19 protein-coding genes and 1 pseudogene are annotated in these 18,424 nt (G+C 66.2%); 11 read left to right on the top strand and 9 right to left on the bottom strand.

Annotated features, from left to right (window positions below):
• Positions 1-1,096: 1,096 nt before the first annotated feature.
• From merA to AC1MEQ_RS19085, 4 genes are all read left to right on the top strand, one after another.
• Positions 1,097-2,542: a mercury(II) reductase gene (merA, locus tag AC1MEQ_RS19100; RefSeq protein ID WP_479796308.1), complete on the top strand. Its 1,446-nt coding sequence runs from the start codon at positions 1,097-1,099 to the stop codon at positions 2,540-2,542.
• A 37-nt stretch (positions 2,543-2,579) separates the two neighbouring features.
• Complete coding sequence (merB, locus tag AC1MEQ_RS19095) at positions 2,580-3,245, top strand: organomercurial lyase MerB (protein WP_479796306.1); 666 nt, start codon at positions 2,580-2,582, stop codon at positions 3,243-3,245.
• A gap of 260 nt (positions 3,246-3,505) precedes the next feature.
• Positions 3,506-4,855 (top strand): dihydrolipoyl dehydrogenase family protein, encoded by a 1,350-nt coding sequence (locus tag AC1MEQ_RS19090; protein WP_479796304.1) that lies wholly within the window; start codon positions 3,506-3,508, stop codon positions 4,853-4,855.
• Positions 4,856-4,930: 75 nt separating this feature from the next.
• Complete coding sequence (locus tag AC1MEQ_RS19085) at positions 4,931-5,086, top strand: hypothetical protein (protein ID WP_479796302.1); 156 nt, start codon at positions 4,931-4,933, stop codon at positions 5,084-5,086.
• Between the two features lie 404 nt (positions 5,087-5,490).
• Here AC1MEQ_RS19085 and AC1MEQ_RS19080 read toward each other — a convergent pair whose 3' ends face one another.
• The 5 genes and pseudogenes from AC1MEQ_RS19080 to AC1MEQ_RS19060 all read right to left on the bottom strand — a co-directional run bounded on the left by AC1MEQ_RS19080 (position 5,491) and on the right by AC1MEQ_RS19060 (position 8,779).
• A complete protein-coding gene (locus AC1MEQ_RS19080; protein ID WP_479796300.1) occupies positions 5,491-6,084 on the bottom strand; it encodes a DUF3105 domain-containing protein in 594 nt (197 codons plus the stop codon).
• A 71-nt stretch (positions 6,085-6,155) separates the two neighbouring features.
• Positions 6,156-6,436, bottom strand: a pseudogene (locus AC1MEQ_RS19075) (DUF305 domain-containing protein).
• A 431-nt stretch (positions 6,437-6,867) separates the two neighbouring features.
• A complete protein-coding gene (locus AC1MEQ_RS19070; RefSeq protein ID WP_479796299.1) occupies positions 6,868-7,416 on the bottom strand; it encodes a TlpA family protein disulfide reductase in 549 nt (182 codons plus the stop codon).
• Entirely contained in the window at positions 7,413-8,378 is a 966-nt protein-coding gene (locus tag AC1MEQ_RS19065) for a cytochrome c biogenesis CcdA family protein (protein WP_479796297.1), read from the bottom strand. Before AC1MEQ_RS19065 ends, AC1MEQ_RS19070 begins: the two co-directional genes overlap by 4 nt.
• Positions 8,375-8,779, bottom strand: a complete 405-nt coding sequence (locus AC1MEQ_RS19060) for a hypothetical protein (protein WP_479796295.1) — start codon at positions 8,777-8,779, stop codon at positions 8,375-8,377. The genes AC1MEQ_RS19065 and AC1MEQ_RS19060 overlap by 4 nt, the downstream gene beginning before the upstream one ends.
• Positions 8,780-9,025: 246 nt before the next feature.
• Here AC1MEQ_RS19060 and AC1MEQ_RS19055 point away from each other — a divergent pair, with 246 nt between their 5' ends.
• Positions 9,026-9,415: a heavy metal-responsive transcriptional regulator gene (locus AC1MEQ_RS19055; RefSeq protein WP_479796292.1), complete on the top strand. Its 390-nt coding sequence runs from the start codon at positions 9,026-9,028 to the stop codon at positions 9,413-9,415.
• A 260-nt stretch (positions 9,416-9,675) separates the two neighbouring features.
• Here AC1MEQ_RS19055 and AC1MEQ_RS19050 read toward each other — a convergent pair whose 3' ends face one another.
• Positions 9,676-10,332: a helicase associated domain-containing protein gene (locus AC1MEQ_RS19050; protein ID WP_479796290.1), complete on the bottom strand. Its 657-nt coding sequence runs from the start codon at positions 10,330-10,332 to the stop codon at positions 9,676-9,678.
• Between the two features lie 113 nt (positions 10,333-10,445).
• Here AC1MEQ_RS19050 and AC1MEQ_RS19045 point away from each other — a divergent pair, with 113 nt between their 5' ends.
• Complete coding sequence (locus AC1MEQ_RS19045) at positions 10,446-11,066, top strand: DNA-binding protein (protein ID WP_479796288.1); 621 nt, start codon at positions 10,446-10,448, stop codon at positions 11,064-11,066.
• Between the two features lie 235 nt (positions 11,067-11,301).
• Here AC1MEQ_RS19045 and AC1MEQ_RS19040 read toward each other — a convergent pair whose 3' ends face one another.
• Complete coding sequence (locus AC1MEQ_RS19040; RefSeq protein ID WP_479796286.1) at positions 11,302-12,357, bottom strand: PDDEXK nuclease domain-containing protein; 1,056 nt, start codon at positions 12,355-12,357, stop codon at positions 11,302-11,304.
• A gap of 472 nt (positions 12,358-12,829) precedes the next feature.
• On the opposite strand from AC1MEQ_RS19040, the gene AC1MEQ_RS19035 reads away from it, so the two are divergent.
• The gene (locus AC1MEQ_RS19035; protein WP_479796284.1) at positions 12,830-13,666 is read left to right on the top strand and encodes a DNA/RNA non-specific endonuclease; all 837 of its coding nucleotides are present in this window, start codon (positions 12,830-12,832) and stop codon (positions 13,664-13,666) included.
• 190 nt (positions 13,667-13,856) lie between these two features.
• Positions 13,857-14,057 carry a GDCCVxC domain-containing (seleno)protein gene (locus AC1MEQ_RS19030; RefSeq protein WP_479796283.1) on the top strand — a complete coding sequence of 67 codons (201 nt, stop codon included), beginning with the start codon at positions 13,857-13,859 and terminating at the stop codon, positions 14,055-14,057.
• A 47-nt stretch (positions 14,058-14,104) separates the two neighbouring features.
• Here AC1MEQ_RS19030 and AC1MEQ_RS19025 read toward each other — a convergent pair whose 3' ends face one another.
• On the bottom strand, positions 14,105-15,397 hold the full coding sequence (locus AC1MEQ_RS19025) for an MFS transporter (protein WP_479796281.1): 1,293 nt from the start codon (positions 15,395-15,397) through the stop codon (positions 14,105-14,107).
• Complete coding sequence (locus AC1MEQ_RS19020) at positions 15,398-15,748, bottom strand: ArsR/SmtB family transcription factor (RefSeq protein WP_417234742.1); 351 nt, start codon at positions 15,746-15,748, stop codon at positions 15,398-15,400. It lies immediately after the preceding gene.
• A gap of 97 nt (positions 15,749-15,845) precedes the next feature.
• On the opposite strand from AC1MEQ_RS19020, the gene arsB reads away from it, so the two are divergent.
• Genes arsB through trxB form a run of 3 tightly spaced genes read left to right on the top strand, consistent with a single transcriptional unit; the run spans position 15,846 to position 18,387 of the window.
• Positions 15,846-16,925, top strand: coding sequence for an ACR3 family arsenite efflux transporter (arsB, locus tag AC1MEQ_RS19015; RefSeq protein ID WP_417234743.1), 1,080 nt, complete (start codon positions 15,846-15,848; stop codon positions 16,923-16,925).
• A 49-nt stretch (positions 16,926-16,974) separates the two neighbouring features.
• Positions 16,975-17,397, top strand: a complete 423-nt coding sequence (locus AC1MEQ_RS19010) for an arsenate reductase ArsC (protein ID WP_479796279.1) — start codon at positions 16,975-16,977, stop codon at positions 17,395-17,397.
• 15 nt (positions 17,398-17,412) lie between these two features.
• Entirely contained in the window at positions 17,413-18,387 is a 975-nt protein-coding gene (gene trxB / locus AC1MEQ_RS19005) for a thioredoxin-disulfide reductase (protein WP_417234745.1), read from the top strand.
• Positions 18,388-18,424 lie beyond the last annotated feature (37 nt).

Raw genomic sequence — 18,424 nt, 5'->3', positions numbered from 1 at the left:
GAGGTTATTGTCCTCTGGTAGGGATCTCGTGCTGTTGGCAACATTGAATTCATTGGAGACCGCGGTAGCGTGTTGGTCTGGCTTTCCTGACGTCGACTCTGACTGGTCATGAAATGGAAGGCAAAGGAAGAAAGAAAGAAAACTTTCTTTCTGGCTCGCTCAATTGGTCCGGACTCCATGAAGGCCCGACGGGGGATTCTAGGCCGATGCCTGGCCCAAGGTGCCGTCCCGGGCGCTCCAGCGGCCTGTGGAGGGTTCGTGTACCAGCTCCCAGGTCACCAGTGCCGAGCGGGGGCTGCCGCCGAGGCGAACCTGGGGCGGCCTGTGAAAAAGTGAAATATCCGACGCTAAGGCTTTGCCATGTGCCGTAGAACCGCAAGGTCTTGGTCGTCATGCCCGTCGCCGCTGCGGCCTCACTGAGACGCACCGTTTGCTTCCTGCCGGAGCGGATGGTCGGGGCACAACACAACCACTTAACATCCCAGTCCAGGGAAAGATCGAGAATTGGGATAGAGCAGCCTGCATTTGTGGATAACGCCGGTGTCCCGGCGAGGGGCCGGCGCGTCGCATTCTTCCCAGCCCAATTCCTGCAGGTACCGATGTCCCTTGAAATCATGTCCGCTAGTCCTTCTTCACCCGGTCCGGCGCTTGCAGCACCGGATCCTTCTGTGGGGACGGTTCTCATAGCCCTGCCCGGCCTGCGTAATGCCGCACCTGTTGGCGGAGGCTGCTGCGCGGTTGACGCCGTGGTTGAGGAACTGGAGAGCTGGCCGGGGATCATGGCCGAAAAGATCGATCGCTGCAGTGAAACGGTTTCCGTCCGCGTCGGCCCGAGCCGGGTGAGGACAGGCTTCCGGCGCGAGCGGACGCCGTGCGGGATCTGGGCTCACCCGAGGCGGGCATTGCCAGCCGTAGCTGACCTGGCTTGGGATGCATCCGACCGGCCGCCTCGGCCACCAAGCCACCCTCTTGACCTTCCCCCATAGGTCAAGGTGCAGAATGGGGAATGACCGGGTCAGGGGCAGCGCCTCTTCACCCTTGCGGCACGCAGTGCTCTTACTGGCCACGTTTTTGTACGATTTTTTTGGAAGGTCCCATGACTGAAGCAGCAGGTTTTGATTATGATCTGGCCGTCATCGGCTCCGGCGGCGGCGCGTTCGCCGCAGCCATCCGGGCCACCAACCTGGGTAAGCGTGTTGTGATGATTGAACGCTCTACCGTTGGCGGGACCTGTGTAAACACCGGATGTGTGCCGTCGAAGGCACTGCTGGCGGCGGCCGAAGCCAGGCATGTGGCTCTGGATGCGTCCGGCCGGTTCCCCGGCATCAGCACCTCCGCCGCTCCTGTTGATATGCCTGCGTTGGTCAACGGAAAACGGTCCCTGGTGGAGACGATGCGCTCGGATAAGTACGTGGATCTGGCCGCTGACTATGGATGGGATCTGCGCCAGGGCAATGCCATGTTCGCCGGCACACCGCAGGAACCGGTCCTGGAAGTCACTGGCCCGGACGGTGCCCGCAGTGAAGTGCGCGCCGAGCACTATCTGGTCGCCACCGGTTCCGCGCCCTGGGCGCCGCCGGTAGAGGGCTTGCAGGAGGCGGGTTATCTGACCTCGACTTCGGCGATGGAACTGGACGAAGTGCCGGAATCCATGCTTGTTTTTGGCGGTGGTTACGTGGCCCTGGAGCAGGCGCAGCTCTTCGCCCGCCTGGGTTCAAAAGTGACAGTGCTCGTCCGTTCCCGCTTGGCCTCTGCTGAGGAACCCGAAGCGTCCCGTGCCCTGATGAGCGTCTTCGCCGACGAGGGTATCCGCGTGGTCCGGCGCGTGACCGTGAACTCGGTGCAAACAGATTCGGAGACGTCGGAGACTGTCGTGACAGCCACCGTTGCAGGAGGCAAGGAGGAATTCCGTGCATCGAAGCTGCTGGTCGCGACCGGGCGCCGTGCCGTCACGGACGGGCTTAACTTGGACGCGGTCGGGGTCAAAACCGGTGATCGGGGTGAGATCCTGGTGCAGAACACACTTTCCAGCTCCAATCCCAGGATCTGGGCCGCCGGGGATGTGACCGGGCACCGGGAATTCGTCTACGTCGCGTCCGCCCACGGAACCCTGGCGGTGGAGAACGCCTTCAATAACGCTGGCCGCGAGGTCGACTACCGGCACCTGCCCCGGGTGACGTTCACCAGCCCGGCCCTGGCCGCCGTCGGGATGACCGACAAGGAAGCCAACGAGTCGGGCATTCGGTGCGAATGCCGGGTCCTGCCCTTGGAATACGTGCCCCGCGCCCTCGTGAACCGGGACACCCGCGGCTTCATCAAGATCGTCGCCGACAACAGCACCGGCCGGATCGTGGGCATCACGGCGGTCGGCAAGGAAGCCGGGGACCTGGCAGCGGCCGGGGTGTACATCCTTGAGGCCGGCATGACCGTGGACCAGGTCGCGAACCTGTGGAGCCCTTACCTGACCATGGCCGAAGGCATCAAAATCGCCGCCCAGTCCTTCAAAACAGACGTCTCCAAGCTCTCCTGCTGCGCCTCCTGACCCCTGCCCTCAAGCCTCACCAACCGAAGGAACAACCATGACGAACGACGTTAGCCAGGTTACTGAACGCCTCGCCACAGCCGAGACCGGCATGCAGCCCTGGCTGTGGCTGCCACTGATGAAACTCCTCGCCCAGGGCGACCCTGTCGACATCGCTGACCTCGGCGCCGCGACCGGCCGCCCCGCTGAGGAAATCCGCGCCGCGCTGGAGGTCATGGCCGACACGGAATACGACGGTTCAGGGCGCATCGTCGGGCAGGGACTGACCCAGCGTCCCACCCAGCACCGCTTCGAAGTCGACGGCGAACAGCTCTACACCTGGTGCGCCCTTGACACCCTGATTTTCCCCACCCTCCTGGGCGCCCCCGCACGGATCGAATCCGCGTACAAATCAACAGGGACACCGGTTCGGGTGCGCGTTGACAGCTCCGGTGTCACCAGCGTTGAACCGGCAACGGCGGTGGTTTCACTGGTCAATCCTGAGGACATGAGCTCTGTGCGGTCCTCCTTCTGCAACCAGGTCCACTTCTTTGCCTCACCCGAAGAAGCCGGGACTTGGCTCGAAAACCACCCGGACGGCACGGTCGTCCCCGTGCAGGAGGCATACCGGCTCGCCTCCTCAATGGCAGAAAAAATGCTCGCCGGGATCACCACGCAGAACCGGGAGGAGCCAGGCAACGGGGCACAAAGCTGCAGTTGCTGACTCCACCACCGGCCCGCTCCGGTGCGCCCCTACCCTGTTCATGGCCCCCTGCGCAGCCTTTGCAAGAGGTCTTCCGCCCGCGTATGACACTCCCATGGACGTCCTCTGACCGCCGCTGCCCTGATGGAGCAGGCGCTGACCGGCTGCCCGGGAACGTGGCGTTTGCGCCGGTTGAGCGCGGTAGGACTGGAACGCGTGCCCACACGATCGGAAGCTTGAATAAGGCCTGAAAGACCGATGACGACTGAAGGGTAAAGCGAATGGATAATCATTTCGATGTTGCGGTACTGGGCATGGGGCCAGGCGGAGAAGTCGCGGCCGGTCGGCTGCTGAAGGCCGGGAAGAAGGTCGCGGTCATCGAGCGGGAACTGATTGGCGGGGAATGTGCCTACTGGGCGTGCGTGCCGTCCAAAACCGTGCTCAGGCCACCGGAGGCGCGCACGGAAGTGCAGAGGGCAGCCGGGGTTGGAAGGGCTGAGCTGGACTGGGCGGAAGCCAGTGACTACCGCGACTACATGATCAGGCATCTGGATGACAAGGACCAGATCGACGGATACACACGCCACGGGGCCGTCGTGGTTAAAGAGGAGGCCCGGATCGCCGGCCCGGGACGGATCCGTGCCGGAGACCGCGAACTGACTGCCGAACACGTCATCATTGCCACCGGATCCGACCCGGTCCTTCCGCCCTTGGAGGGCTTGGATCAGATCACTGCGTGGACAAACCGGGAAACCTATACGGCCACAACCCTGCCCGGGCGCGCCGTGGTCATTGGTGGCAGCGCCGTCGGGATTGAGACGGCCACGTTCCTGGCCCGCTTCGGAGTCAAGGTCACCCTCATCCACCGCGGAGACAGGCTCCTGGGACGGGAAGAACCCCGGACCGGGGAACTCGCATATGAGTACTTGCCCGAATCCGGGATCGAGATCCGGCTGGGAGTGAACGCCCGCCGGGGCCGCAGGGAAGGCGGCCAGAGCGTCCTTGAACTAGATGACGGCACCGAGGTGGCCGCCGACGTCGTCGTTTTCGCCACCGGCCGTGCCCCGCGGACCCGGGACCTGGGGTTCGAACAGGCAGGTGTGGTCCTGGGCGACAGCGGACAGGTGCAGGTTGATGAACACTGCCGGGCCGGCGAAAACGTGTGGGCCATCGGGGACGTTACCGGGATCATGCCCTTCACTCATGTCGCGAAATACCAGGGCAGGATCGCGGCCGACGCGATCCTGGGCAACCGCCGGAAGGCCTTCTACGAGGGTATTCCGCGGGTCGTGTTCGCCGACCCGGAAATTGCCGCCGCGGGCCTCACCCGGGATCAGGCTGAACGGCAGGGCCTGAGCACCGCAGCGGCGGAGCTTGATGTCGCCGCGGCCATTACGCGCCCGTGGACCTACGAACGGGATCCGCGCGGGCATCTGGGCCTGCTGGCCGATACCGACCGCAAGGTCCTGATCGGTGCCTGGGCGGTGGCCCCAATGGCCGGGGAATGGATCCACCAGGCCTCCCTGGCCATCCGGGCACAGATCCCCATCGACACGCTCCGGGACCAGGTCGCCCAATACCCGACGTACAACGAGGCGTACCTGGCGGCCCTGGACAAACTCGACATCTGACTGCCGCCGGAGCCCCGGCGCGCTGCTGTCCCAGGGCGTGCGGACCAGGCGAGTGCAGCTGCGGGAGGGACCATCATGAAAGTCACTGAAGCACTCGAAGACCTGGCCATCGCCTGGGTCGCCGGCGCTGGCGGGACCAAAGCCATGGAACCGGTCAGCATGAAACTTTACGAACTGGAATCCGAACAGTACCGGGCCCGGGAAAACGCGGCCCGGCAGGGGCCCCCGTAGGAGCCGGCGGCGAAGAAAATCTTCGGCGCGGCCGGAATCGTCCTGGAGAGGGAAATGCCCTGGAGCAGGCCTCGATGTTCATGCATTATGGGCTCGCGTGAGCTGGTCGCCCTTGTATGTGCTGCTGCGCCGCCGGGGCAGGATGGGGCCCTCTCGGGTCAGGAACGTCGGGGAGCGTTTCCCTCCTATTGCGGAACTGGCCCCATCGGGGACCAGGTCCGCGGCCCTGACCGGGCCGGAGGGGGCCGGTGGAATTCTTCTGCCTGCCGCGCGTGGATGCCCCGGCCCTGGTATTCGGGCTCCTTGACCGGACGCGCGGGGTCCGGCTGGGGATAAGCCCCGCGCCCGCCGGAGATAACGGAACTGAGGGCAATGCCAGCCCGTGTTGGTGTGGTGTGGCGGGCTTAGCCTGGGACGCCGCCGGTGCAGGGGGCTCCGGGTTCGGGGGTCTGGGGGCCTTGGCTGTACTTGTTGATGAACTGGGCCAGGCGTTTGTCGTTGCTGTTGTCCACGCTGAGCTGTTTGCCCCAGGCAGTGATTGTGACGGGCGAGGCCTGGTCGGTGACGGGGCTGAGCAGGAGGTAGTCCTGACTGCCGGCCAGTGAGGTCAGTTCGGCGAGCCGGTCCTTGGGGAGGTCCGTGCGGTAGGTGAGCCAGACGGCGCCGTGTTCGAGGGAGTGCACAGCCTGGGTCGGTTCCACCGGGGTGGTGTACGTTCCGCAGTTCGTCCACACCGGCGCGTGGTCACCCCCGGTGGGCGGGTTCAGCGGGTAGCTGACGGGTTCGCGGGTGTGGTTTTGGGACTGGCCGGGGAAGTCCTTCTCGCCCTCCACGGGACGGGCCGCTTCAGCCGTGGCCCGCTCGCGCTGCTGTACCTCACCGACGAGGACGAACGACATGGCAGCGATGATCGAGGCGATGACAGCGCCGCCGGTGCCATAGATCATCCAGGCCTTGCGTTTGTCGGCGGCGCGCTGTTTTGCCTGGACGGCCTGCACGATAGCCTTCCGTTCCTCGGGGCTTTTCCGGGGTGACGGCATAGGGGGTCTCGCTTTCTGTGGTGGGATGGTCAGAGTCTGCCGCGCAGCTCTTGGAGGGCGGTGATTTCCGCGGTCTGGGCATCCACGACCCTGGCCGCGAAATCACGGACCAGGGAGGTCTCGGCCAGTTTTGCGGCGGCTGTTGCCATGGCGACGCCGCCCTGGTGGTGGCGGATCATCAGATCGACAATCCCCAGTTCTGCAGCCAGGCGAACATCTGGCCGTTCTGGTGCTGCTGGGTCGTGATGATGTCATAGGCGATGGCCCGGAGCTCCGGGTTCGCGGACGTGTCCCGGATCAGCAGGGCCATCTCCACGGCCTGGGCGTGGTGTGCCTGCATGTCCCGGGCGAAGCCTGCATCCGGACCGGAGTCGGACACGGTTACCGGAGCGCCGGACACCCGGTCAAGGACGAAGAACGCCAGGGCTGAGAGGATGACGACGGTGACGAAAACCATCCAGACATGCTTGCCCCAGTCCTGCCGGACATTCGGGCAGGCAGTTCCCGTCCCGCCGGAGGCGGGCAGTGCGCGCCCCTCGTCCATCCCGGAATCGTGGGCTGCGGCTTCAGTGCTGGACTGGCCGGCGGCATCATGAAGGCCGCTGCCTGCCGGCGGTGACGGTGGAGTTACTTGTCGTTCTCTGCCCGCCGCTGCCTGAAGGAGGGCGGCCAAGGGGCGGTGGGGTGCCATGAAAGTCTTCCTGGTGCTGTGGGACGGCAGGGTGGCCCGGCACGCCGTGGTTATGGGAGTGTTTTGTCAAGAAATGCCCTGAGGACTTCGGCTTTCATTGGCATCGCATTGGCGCGGTCAAGGACTTTACCGTCGGACGCTACGACCACGGTGGTATCCAGGGCGGTGATGCCGTACTTTTTGGTGAGCTGGCCGGTTGTGTCGACCACGTACGGGTGGCCGGGATTGTCAGCCCGTTTACGGAACTCATCCACTTCGATTTTGGTGTTTTCCGGGGTCACGTCGACGGCAACGAAATCGGCCTTTCCGGCATATTCCTGTTCGAGTTCTTTCATCGCTTTTGCCTGCGGGATGCACGTGTAGCACCAGCTCGCCATGAAATACAGCACCGTTGGACGCTTCGAGGGCACGGTGACCGCTTCACCGTCCACCGAGGTGACCTCTATCGTGGCCACATTGTTTCCGCTGACCGCACCGGCTGAAGAGTCGGCTTCACCGCCGCGGGTCAGTGCCGTGGAGGCGAGGATCAGGACGAGGGCCACGGCCGCGATGATTGCGGTGATGGTGAAGATGCGCCTGCGGTTTTTTGTCGTTGTCATGGCTTTCCTTGCTGCTGTCGGTCGGGCGTCGGTTCGGAGATCCCAGGGCCGGGACTGCAGCATGCCTCGGTGCCGTTCCCTGTTTCCGCCGGGTCCTTGGGTGCGGCGCGGTCGAGCGTTTTCGCCTGGCTGCGGCGCCGGAGGGAAACAGCGACGGCGGTGAGTGCGGCCACCACGGCCGCGGCCGTGAGCAGGGGCCAGGCTTCCGTGACGAAGGCGGATACTGCCACGCTCGCCTCGGTTATTCCCGAGCCCAGGATGCCGCCGGCCTGGCCGCCGGTCAGGGCCGGCACCCAGTAGAGCAGCAGGTAAATCCCGGCCAGGGCAAGCGCCGCCCCGCCCAGGCGGTTGACATAGGGCAACAGTCGGCGGACATGGTGCACCAGGGCGTCGCGGGCGACCGCTGCGCCAAGGGAGAGAAGGATCAGCACCACGGATGAGCCCAGGGCGTAGGCGCCAAAGACTGCCAGCAGCCCGCCCAGGCTTCCCGTGGACACGGCCTGGGCGACGACGGCGAGCAAAAGGGCCAGGCTGCAGGAGAGCGCTGCCACCGCATATGCCGCGCCGTAGCCAAAGACCGCCTTCAACCCCGTCCCGTTCCCGCCGCCCTTCCGCACAAACCGGTTCAGCTTCAGAGCGGTGCCCGGCAGTTGCCAGCCGGCCAGCATTCCAAGGCCGGCGATCACAATCACCGCTCCGATCACCGCAGCGGCCCAGGGCAGTGCCGAGGCCAGGGACCGCAGCCCCACGGCGAACAGGAGCCCCGCTGTGACAAAGACCGCGGCGAATCCGGCGCTCAAGGCCACACCGGCACGCAGCCCGGCCAGCAGCGGCCGTTTCCGTCCGCCCCCGGGTCCGGACCCGATGAAGTAGGCCAGGTAGGTGGGCAGCATCGCGAACCCGCACGGATTCACGGTGGCGAGCATCCCGGTCAAAAAGGCCAGACCCAACGCCCCGGTCATGGGCAGCACCGCACGTCGCGGCCGGCCAGAACAATGCCGGGGGTGACATGTTGTTGTTCCGGAGCACTGGGCACCCTGTCCGGGCCTTCCTGGTGCATCCTGAACGATTCACGGTCAGCTTCCGCCGGGCCGCAGCAATCACGTCCCGGCTTGGCGCTCCGGGCGCTGCGCCGGCGCGAAGCCCGGATGATCAAAACACCCGCGACAACCGCCGCGGCAGCGGCGATCATCCATGGGCTGCCCGTCACTGTCCCGGCCGCTCCGAGGGCACCGCCTGCTACCACCAGAAACGGCACACCGCAGCAGAGCAGGCCGACCGCCGCAACACCGAGCGTGGACAGCAGAACACCGAGCGTGAACACCGTTCCGGGGCGTTCGCGGCCCTTCGTGTTCGTTGACATGATCATTCCTTCCTTGTCCCGCTCCCGCCCGGCCCTGGCGGACTCACCAGGAAAAACCCGGACCGCGAGATCCTGTCACCCATCTTCGACCTTCCACTAGGGGGGAAGGTCAAATTCCTGGGCTCGTGACCCCCACCAAGGTTCGCGGGCGGACCGGGTGCGGGTGCCGGGAAGAATCCCGACTCCACAACATTCCAGTACACTGGATAGTTGTAAGGGGTTTGGCTAGGACGTGAAGGATGCGCGATGCGAATCGGTGAAGCCGCTGCGGCGGTCGGAATGACCACGAAGACGATCAGGTTCTATGAGGACCGGGGCCTTCTTCCCCAGGCTGAACGCTCTGCCAACGGGTACCGGGAGTATGCCCAGGACACGGTCAGCAGGCTTGAATTCATCCGCCGCAGCCAGGTGGCCGGCCTGACCCTGGCCCAGATCCAGGACATTCTGCGGATCCGCGATTCCGGCGCTACCCCGTGCACCCACGTCCGTGACGTGCTGGCACGCCAGCTGATGGAGCTGGACCGGCAGATCGCGGAAATTACCGCCCTTCGCGAAACAGTTGCCGGGTACCATGCCGCTGCCGAGGCCGCCGATCCTGCATGCTGCGATCCGGACCGGATCTGCAGCTACCTCTGACCCGGGCCCGGCTACGCCGCGGGTTTGGCGCCGGCTGCGGCCAGGGCTGCCTTGAGTTGCTCCGACTACTTCGATCGCCCGGCCGTGCTTAAGTGCCGCTCGGGCATTTGCTGAACTGCGCAGCACGCCGAGTTCCTCCAGGGCGGCGGCCCGGGCAGTGAAATGGACGGCCGCTCCGAATCCTGGTCGTCGACGGCAGCGGTCGCCTACTGGCAGAACGCCCAAACACTGCGCCGCATCCTGGCCGCACCGCACCACCCTTAGGCCCGGAGCGTGGCGGAGGACAGGAGGTTCCCCAGATCTTCCGCCCTGGAGGCGGGGAGGGCGCCACGTCGCATTCGAGCGTGCTGTCGTCCCAGCCAGGCACCCAATGAGCGTTCCCGCCCGGTCTTGCCGCCCCGGTAGCGCGGCAGCCGCCCATGTGCGGTGATGAAATCCGAACACGCCTCCAGCCGATCGTCCCAATGCCTGGCGTTGAGCTTGTCGCGGCCCAGCACGGTCCAGCGGGGCACGGCCTCCAACTGGCGTTCCTGCCGCGACGTCAACCCGCCGGCCGCCGAGGCGGCGCGCTGCGCGCGCGCCCAGCGGTACAGGAAGACCTCCAGAGCCCCCGCCGGGGTCGAGGTGTCGGCCGAACGGCGGGGAAACCGCCCGCGGGAGTCGATGAACCGGGCCAGCGAAAGCCTGTTGCCCTCCCACCCCCTGGTGGCGTCCTCGTCCCGGTATACCGGCAGGGACGGTTCCAGGCAACGGCCCAACCGCATGTCGAAGATCGACGGATCGCGTTGCACCTGCTCGCGCAGGTACTCCTGGACGAGATGGGGGAGGGTGTGGCAGATCCGTGCGATGTCCCCGGCGTCGAGGCCCTGTCTGTACATCAGCAGCCACTCGGCGCGCCGAGCCGGGTCACGGGTCATGGCAGCAACCTACCCCACCCCGGGCCGGGGCGGCCCAGAGGGTGTGGACATCCGTATCCGGAACAGTAATAATAGTAGTAATCACACTACTACTGGTTATCGAGGAGCAATTCATGCCACAGGACTCCACCCCGGCCCCAGGCACCCAGGGCACCCCGGTGCAGCGCGCCGCCGACGCGGCAGCGCAGATGGACGCCGCGGGGGAGAAGGTCACCGTCTCGGCGGTCCGCACGCGCGCCGGCGTCTCCATGGAAGCCGCCCGCCAAGGTGTGGAGCAGTGGCGCCACGATTCCCGTCCGCCCGAGGTGCCCATCCCCGATGTGGTCCAACGCGCTTTCGCCACCGCTTGGGCGGCAGCGACCGCGGACGCCGCCGCGCGCTACGAGGCGGACCGGGCGGCCGCCGCCGAACTCGTGGAGGCAGCACAGGCCGAAGCCGTGGAGGCCGGGCAGCTCGTGGACGCCGAGGCCGAGCGTGCCGACGCGGAAGCCGAACGCGCCAACAGTGCCGAGGAGCGGATCGGCCTGCTCGAACAGCAGCTGGCCGAGCAGATGGCCAAGCATGAGAAGTACCAACAGGCAACGAATGAAGCCCTCGATGCCCAACGGGCCGACGCCCGTGGAGCCCGCGAAACCCTGGCCGAAGCCCGGGGGCGGCTCGCTGTCCTGGAGGAACAGGCCGAGAAGTACTGGGATACCAAGAACACCCAGCCGGCAAAGAAGACCGGGAAATAGGACTTGGCGGCCGCGCGCGGCCCTCACGGTCGGCAGGCCCCGCGGCGGCTGGCCTGGCGGGTAGGGCCCCAACCCGTGTGGTTGGAGCCCTGGTCATCCCTTGCCCCTTCATGGGGTGCTCCTCCAGCGTAGGCCGGCGAGCTGGCCCCTGGCCGGGTGGGAGTATGCGAACTTCCCGGCCGGGCCCCGAACGGGCCAGCACGGCTGTGCCGGCCTCGTGTGCGTCCGGGTGGTGTCAGGCCGGGGCGTCCCGGTCCCCGGGGGCCGGCTCCGCCCAATCCAGGGCCGCTGCCAGGTCCTCCTCATCAGGTAGGGCCTGCTGTTCCTCGGCAGGGAGGGCGTCGTAGGTGTAGGTGGACACGGCCATGGCGGCGTTGGACTGGTTCAGCGCATACCTCACCGTGTGCTCGTTGCGGCTGCCGCAGATCAGGATCCCCACGGTGGGGGAGTGCGCCGGGCGGCGCAGCTTGTCATCGACCAGGGCAACGTAGAACTGCAGCTTCCCCGCATATTCTGGCTGGAACTTCCCGGTCTTCAGCTCCACGACGACGTAGCGCAGCTGCTCGACATGGAAAAAGAGTAGGTCCAGGTAGAAGTCATCGCCGCCGACGTCGAAGTGGACCTGCCGGCCCACGAAGGCGAAGCCGGGGCCGAGCTCACGCAGGGTCTCCACGATGCGGTCCATCAGCGCCTGCTCCAGGTCCCGTTCGGCGATTTCTCCGGTGAGCCCCAGGAATTCGAGTGAGTAGGGGTCCTTGGCCATCTGCTGGGCCAGCTCGGATTCAGGGGCCGCCAGTTGCCTGGTGAAGTTCGAGGGTGCGGCCCCGGTGCGTTCGCGGGTCTGGTTCATGATCATGTTCATCAACACGTTGCGCGACCACCCGTGTTCCACTGCCGCCGCGGCGTACCAGGTGAGGTCGTCGGCGGTGTCGAGCTTGTCGATCAGGACCATGATGTGGCCCCAGGGCAATTGTGCAGCAGCCTGCTGCACAATTGGGCCGTCGTTCCAGCGATCCGCGAAGGAGCGCATGTACTGCAGGTTGCGGTAGGAGAACCCCGTCATGTCCGGGAACGCGGCCCGCAGGTCCTCGGCAAGGTGCCGGATGACTCCGGTTCCCCATCCTTGTCGATCTTGTTGGGTGAGGATTTCGCTGCCGATGTGCCAGTACAGTTCGATCAGCTGCGTGTTGACCGTTCGCTGGGCTTGGACGCGGGCATCACGCACGCGGCTTTTCAGGGCGTCGAGCGTTGACGCGTAGCCATCGGGAAGAACGACATCGGTGCGGGGCATGGGCCCATTCTCCTGCCTTCCGTACCGTCTGGGCGAACCAGCTTCCGACCTCATTGGGCTGGTAGGGGCGACGGCCAGCTCCGGTAGGCTTTTTCCTGATCGGGGCACACCCCTGAACGTGGTCCGATCACGCAGTCCCGCACACCCCCAAGTCGTGGGACTGCTGGTGCCTTCAAGCGCCCCTGGGACGCTCCCGTCACGAGATGCCGGGAGCGTCTTCGCGTGGCACCACGCTATGGCAGAACCAGCCCCGTTGGATTGGTTCATCCCCGGGGCGGGGTGACGGATGGGTTGTTATCGGCGTTCGTTCACCGGCCCAGCGATGCCGGGGGGACGGCAGGAAGGCGGCACCGCTCGTTGCCAGCAGGATCGCTACCCGGAACGATTCGCCGTTCCGGTCTCGACGATGCGCCACGACGGTCTTACGCTCAGAAGCACGCGATCCTTCCACGCCCAACGAGGAGCCAATCCCATGGCCAAGAATCCAAATGACTCCGGGGACCTAGGCTACGACCCAGGCTTTCTGGCCTTTACGATCGGCACTCCCGAGGCCGGAGAGGCGATCAGCGGCGATGTACTGGTCTGGGAGGGCGGAACAATCCTGCCCTACACGCACTTCTCCCTCGCCATGAGCGTGTCCCGCAGGTTCGCCTATTGGGTTGCCTGGAACATCGACGGGTCCGCCCTGCGCATGAACAGCAGGTCGGGACTGGATTTCATCCTCGACCCCCGAATCCCTGCCGATGCCCAAACCGGGAACGAGTTGTACGAGGGGAACCGGCTGGACCGCGGCCATCTCGCGCGTCGAGCGGATCTGGTGTGGGGCGAGGCCGGGGAAGCACAGCAGGCCAATGAGGATTCCTTCCACTACACGAACATCACCCCGCAGATGGATGACTTCAACCAGTCGAGCCAGCAAGGGCTTTGGGGCCGGCTGGAGAACGCGCTCTACGAGGATGTCGACGTCGATGACCTGAAGGCCTCCGTGATGGCAGGACCCGTGTTCCGCGACGACGACCAGGTGTACCGGGGCGTGGGCCTGCCACGCGAATATTGGAAGGTCCTCGCCTACAGCCAGGATGGGGTCCCCAAGGTCCGGGCCTTCCTGCTCACCCAGGACCTGGACCAGCTGCGGGTGCTGATGGCCCTGGACGAATTCCGGGTCTACCAGGTGGCCCTGGCCGAGCTGGAGGAACGCACCGGCCTGCGCTTCCCGACGGAACTGCACACTGCGGAGGAACCAACCACGACTGAACGGGATGTGGGGGAGCGCCGACCGCTGGACGACATCTCCGAAATCCAATGGTGAAGCCCGCAGCCCGGCCCCGCCGGTGATCGGGCGCCGGGCCTGTTGGGTGGTGTGGGGTCGTGGGAGACTTTCGGCATGTGCGGACGCTACGTGATGGCCAGGGAAGTGGGCATTATCGAATTGGATGCAACCTCCCCATGCAAACCCAGATCCGTGAACCTCAGGCCGACCGGTGGCGGAGAATGAAGGCATGGGAATTGAGCTGACATCAGTAGTGACCTGCCCGTTGTGCGGCCGGGAGACCTCCGCGCAAATGTCGGTGGACTCCTGCCAGTACTTCTGGAATTGTCCGGAATGCGGCGAGCGTCTGCAGCCCCTGGCCGGTGACTGCTGTGTGTTCTGCTCCTATGGCACGGTCCGCTGCCCGTCCAGGCAAGAACCGTCCGAATAGACAGCCGCACTGCCGGAGAGGCGTAGCCCAAGGGCCGGCTCCCGGGGTTAGGCCGGACTCCTGCCTTCTGGGCGGCCCCGGCCGCCGCCTCGGTGAAGCAGCATGAGCCAGAGCGTCAGGATCACTGCTGCCAGTGCCATCGCAGCCAAGACCAGGAGCGTCGGCTTCTCCCCCCAGCCGCTGATCAACGAGGTACCCCAGACGGGGGCTGCGGCTTGGGCCAGCAGCGATGGAAGGGCGATCCGTCCCATGATCCGGGCGTAGCTTTCCTGCCCGACGAGGGCCAGGGGAACGGTGCCGTTGGCGATGGAGTTCAAGCCGATTCCCGCCCCATACACGACCATCGGCAGGAGTAGTGGTCCGAGCCCGGTAGCCAGGAGCGCGAGGGCGGTCGTGATGGCCATGACCGCCGTGAGCATGGTCCACAACGGATGGCGTCGCCGGGCGAGGGTGAATTCAACGAGCCGGGCGCCCACTTGCGAGGGGCCGATGGTGGCGGCCAGGCCAACGGCGACGGCGCCGCTGGCTCCCAGTGGCGCCAGCAGCGTGAAGACGTGCACCGACATGACCGCCGATACGGAGGTGCCAAGCGTCGTGATGAGGGCAATGAGCGCCACGGGCAGCCATAGGGGGCCAGGCTGCGGGGAACCGCCCGGCGGGCCCTGGTGGTGTTCTGCTGCTGGTTCGGGGCTGGCTTTGCCGTGCGGGGCGAGGAGCACATACAGCGGGAAGGTGACCAGCAGATGGGCCGCGGCGTATGCCGCGCAGGTCCACCGCCAACCGAATTCGTTGGACAGCAGGGTGGTCAACGGCCAGCAGGCGGTGCTGGCGAAGCCGCCGAAAAGCGTCAGGGCGGTGATGGAGGAGCGGGCCGTGGCCCCGTAGGCATGGCCCAGGACCGCGAATGCCCCGCTGTAGAGGCCGCCGCTCATGCCGGCTCCGAGGACGACCCACGCGCCGAGGTAGAGCCATTGGTTGGGTGCCAGGGAGAGGGTGGTGAGGCCGCCGGCCAACAGCAGGGCGCTTGCCGCCAGGACCTCTCGGCCATGGTTGCGCGATACCAGGGAACCGATGGCGGGGGAGCCCAGGGCGGCGACGAGCAGTGCCACGGAAACACCGCCGACGATCCAGGGGTGAGGCCAGCCGGTGTCGGCGGCTATTGGGGCGGCCAGGGGGGCGAGCAGGTAGAACGTTGAGCCCCATGACAGGATCTGCGCGAGGCCGAGGCCAGCGATGACGACGCCCCGCCGCGCAGGTGGGCCGTAGTCCGGACCGGATACGGGTGTCCGTGTTGTCCGCCGGCCGATCCGAGCGGACTGGGGTTTGGCGGGAGGTTCCACCTACAGGGCGAGGATGCTTTGCGACGCGGCTTCCAGGGCCCCGGGAACCAGGGAGTAGTAGGACCAGGTGCCGCGCTTCTCGCGGTTCAGCAACCCGGCGTCGACCAGGATCTTCAGGTGGTGGGAGACCGTGGGCTGGCCCAGGTCCAGTGGTTCGGTGAGGTCGCAGACGCACGCCTCGCCGCCCTCGCCTGACTTGACGATGGAGAGCAATCGCAGGCGGTTTGGATCCGAGAGCGCCTTCAGGATGCGCGCCGTGGCTTGGGCCTCTATGGCATTGAGTGCCAGGCCACCGGCTGGCTCGCAACACGGTGCACCGGTGCTTGTTTCGGGTGCCAGCAGGGTTTCCATGGCCCCATTGTGCCATGGATTGACATTTGTCGATATAGGCGTGGATACTTCTTGCATCGACAATCGTCAATTTGATGCTGGATCTTCAAGGAGCCTCGTGAACACCGAGACCACCACACCTGCCGCTACGGGGGAGGCCGCCGTCGCCGGCAAGCTCTCCACCCTGGATCGGTTCCTGCCCGTTTGGATCATCGCGGCGATGGCCGCAGGCCTGCTGCTGGGCAGGTTCATCCCCGGGCTGGATACCGCCCTGGATACGGTGAAGATCGGCTCGGTGTCCCTGCCGATCGCCATCGGCCTGCTGGTGATGATGTATCCGGTCCTGGCGAAGGTCCGCTACAACGAAACCGGCCGCGTGGTCGCGGACCGCAAGCTGCTGATCACCTCCCTGGTGATGAACTGGCTGCTGGCCCCGGCGTTCATGTTCGCCCTGGCCTGGATCTTCGTCCCCGACCTGCCCGAATACCGCACCGGGCTGATCATCGTCGGGCTCGCCCGCTGCATCGCCATGGTCATGATCTGGAACGACCTGGCGTGCGGTGACCGGGAGGCCGCCGCCGTGCTGGTCTTCATCAACTCCGTCTTCCAGGTCATCGCCTTCGGCGCCCTGGGCTGGTTCTACCTCCAGGTCCTGCCCGGCTGGCTGGGCCTGCCGACCACGGCGGCGGACTTCTCGTTCTGGTCGATCACCGTCTCCGTGCTCGTGTTCCTGGGCATCCCGCTGCTGGCCGGCTTCCTCACCCGCACACTGGGGGAGAAGGCCAGGGGCCGGGACTGGTACGAGGGGAAGTTCCTGCCGAAACTGGGGCCCTGGGCGCTCTATGGCCTGCTGTTCACCATCGTGCTGCTGTTCGCGCTGCAGGGGAACACCATCACGTCCCGGCCGCTCGACGTGGTGCGCATCGCGTTGCCGCTGCTGGTGTATTTCGTGGTCGTCTTCGGCGCCGGAATGCTCATCGGCCGCGCTCTGGGCCTGGGCTACGCGAAGACCACCACGCTGGCCTTCACCGCGTCGGGGAACAACTTCGAACTTGCCATCGCGGTGGCCATCGGGACGTTCGGCGTCACCTCGGGGCAGGCCCTGGCCGGGGTCGTGGGCCCGCTGATCGAGGTCCCTGTCCTGGTGGCGCTGGTCTACGTGGCCCTATGGGCGCGCAAACGCCATTTCACCCACTGATCAACGCCGCAACCGCCGACCCGCAGTCCTAGTCCGAGGAGCACGAAAAGTGAGCACCACCGAGACCACCACGAAGCCGTCCGTCCTGTTCGTCTGCGTCCACAACGCCGGACGCTCCCAGATGGCCGCCGCCTACCTCACCGCGCTGTCCGCAGGCGCCATCGAGGTCCGTTCCGCCGGGTCCGAGCCGGCGGACTCGGTCAATCCGGCCGCCGTGGGGGCCATGGCCGAGGAGGGCATCGACATGTCCGCCGAAACGCCCAAGGTCCTCACCGTGGACGCCGTGCGGGAGTCCGATGTCGTGATCACCATGGGTTGCGGTGACACCTGCCCCATCTTCCCCGGCAAACGCTACGAGGACTGGGAACTCGATGACCCGGCAGGACAGGGCATCGAGGCCGTCCGGCCCATCCGGGACGAGATCAAGACCCGCATTCAGGGTCTCATCGCAGAACTGCTGCCCACCCGCTAGCGAAGGAACATCATCATGGCCGAGCAACTCATCATCATCGGATCCGGACCCGCCGGCTACACCGCGGCGATCTATGCCGCACGGGCCGGCCTGGCCCCACTGGTCATCGCCGGATCCGTCACCAACGGCGGCGCGCTGATGAACACCACCGAAGTCGAGAACTTCCCCGGCTTCCCCGCCGGCATCCAGGGCCCGGAACTCATGGACGGCCTGCAACAGCAAGCCGAGAAGTTCGGCGCCCGGGTCATCTTCGACGACGTCACCGACGCCGCCCTGTCAGGCGAGCTGAAAACCGTCACCACAGGGTCGGGCCAGACCCACCAGGCCCCGGCCGTCATCCTCGCCACCGGCTCCGCCTACAAGGAGCTCGGCCTGCCGGAGGAGAAGAAGTTCTCCGGGCACGGTCTCTCCTGGTGCGCGACGTGCGACGGGTTCTTCTTCCGAGACCAGGACATCATCGTGGTCGGCGGCGGGGACTCCGCCATGGAGGAGGCAACGTTCCTGACCCGGTTCGCCAAGACCGTCACGGTCCTGGTCCGCCGCGGCGAGCTGCGTGCCTCCAGGATCATGGCCCAACGAGCCCACGACAACCCGAAGATCAACTTCGCCTACAACACCGCGATCACCGCCATCCACGGCGAATCCAAGGTCACCGGCCTCACCGTGGAAGACACCACCACCGGTACCACCCGGGACATCGAGGCCACCGGCATCTTCGTGGCCATCGGCCACCTGCCCCGCACCGAACTCGTCGCCGGACAGATCGAGGTGGACGACGAGGGATACATCCGCGTCCAGGCGCCCACCACGCTGACCAACATCCCAGGCGTCTTCGCCTGCGGGGACGCCGTGGACCACCGCTACCGCCAGGCCATCACCGCCGCCGGAACCGGCTGCGCCGCCGCCCTGGACGCCGAACGATTCCTCGCCGCCCGCGAGGACGCCGGCAGCATCGCCACCGCCCTGGTCGCCGAACCCACCCACGCCTGAGCACCGCACACGCACAAACCCCGGGACTGCGCCCCGG

Source organism: Arthrobacter sp. ASL1 (assembly GCF_056680475.1).
This window is presented reverse-complemented; position numbering and strand designations above follow the sequence as displayed.

Coding starts and splice junctions, on each gene's coding strand:
- merA (WP_479796308.1), top strand. CDS start 1,097: ATGACTGAAGCAGCAGGTTTTGATTATGATCTGGCCGTCATCGGCTCC.
- merB (WP_479796306.1), top strand. CDS start 2,580: ATGACGAACGACGTTAGCCAGGTTACTGAACGCCTCGCCACAGCCGAG.
- AC1MEQ_RS19090 (WP_479796304.1), top strand. CDS start 3,506: ATGGATAATCATTTCGATGTTGCGGTACTGGGCATGGGGCCAGGCGGA.
- AC1MEQ_RS19085 (WP_479796302.1), top strand. CDS start 4,931: ATGAAAGTCACTGAAGCACTCGAAGACCTGGCCATCGCCTGGGTCGCC.
- AC1MEQ_RS19070 (WP_479796299.1), bottom strand. CDS start 7,416: ATGACAACGACAAAAAACCGCAGGCGCATCTTCACCATCACCGCAATC.
- AC1MEQ_RS19065 (WP_479796297.1), bottom strand. CDS start 8,378: ATGACCGGGGCGTTGGGTCTGGCCTTTTTGACCGGGATGCTCGCCACC.
- AC1MEQ_RS19060 (WP_479796295.1), bottom strand. CDS start 8,779: ATGTCAACGAACACGAAGGGCCGCGAACGCCCCGGAACGGTGTTCACG.
- AC1MEQ_RS19055 (WP_479796292.1), top strand. CDS start 9,026: ATGCGAATCGGTGAAGCCGCTGCGGCGGTCGGAATGACCACGAAGACG.
- AC1MEQ_RS19050 (WP_479796290.1), bottom strand. CDS start 10,332: ATGACCCGTGACCCGGCTCGGCGCGCCGAGTGGCTGCTGATGTACAGA.
- AC1MEQ_RS19045 (WP_479796288.1), top strand. CDS start 10,446: ATGCCACAGGACTCCACCCCGGCCCCAGGCACCCAGGGCACCCCGGTG.
- AC1MEQ_RS19040 (WP_479796286.1), bottom strand. CDS start 12,357: ATGCCCCGCACCGATGTCGTTCTTCCCGATGGCTACGCGTCAACGCTC.
- AC1MEQ_RS19035 (WP_479796284.1), top strand. CDS start 12,830: ATGGCCAAGAATCCAAATGACTCCGGGGACCTAGGCTACGACCCAGGC.
- AC1MEQ_RS19030 (WP_479796283.1), top strand. CDS start 13,857: ATGGGAATTGAGCTGACATCAGTAGTGACCTGCCCGTTGTGCGGCCGG.
- AC1MEQ_RS19020 (WP_417234742.1), bottom strand. CDS start 15,748: ATGGAAACCCTGCTGGCACCCGAAACAAGCACCGGTGCACCGTGTTGC.
- trxB (WP_417234745.1), top strand. CDS start 17,413: ATGGCCGAGCAACTCATCATCATCGGATCCGGACCCGCCGGCTACACC.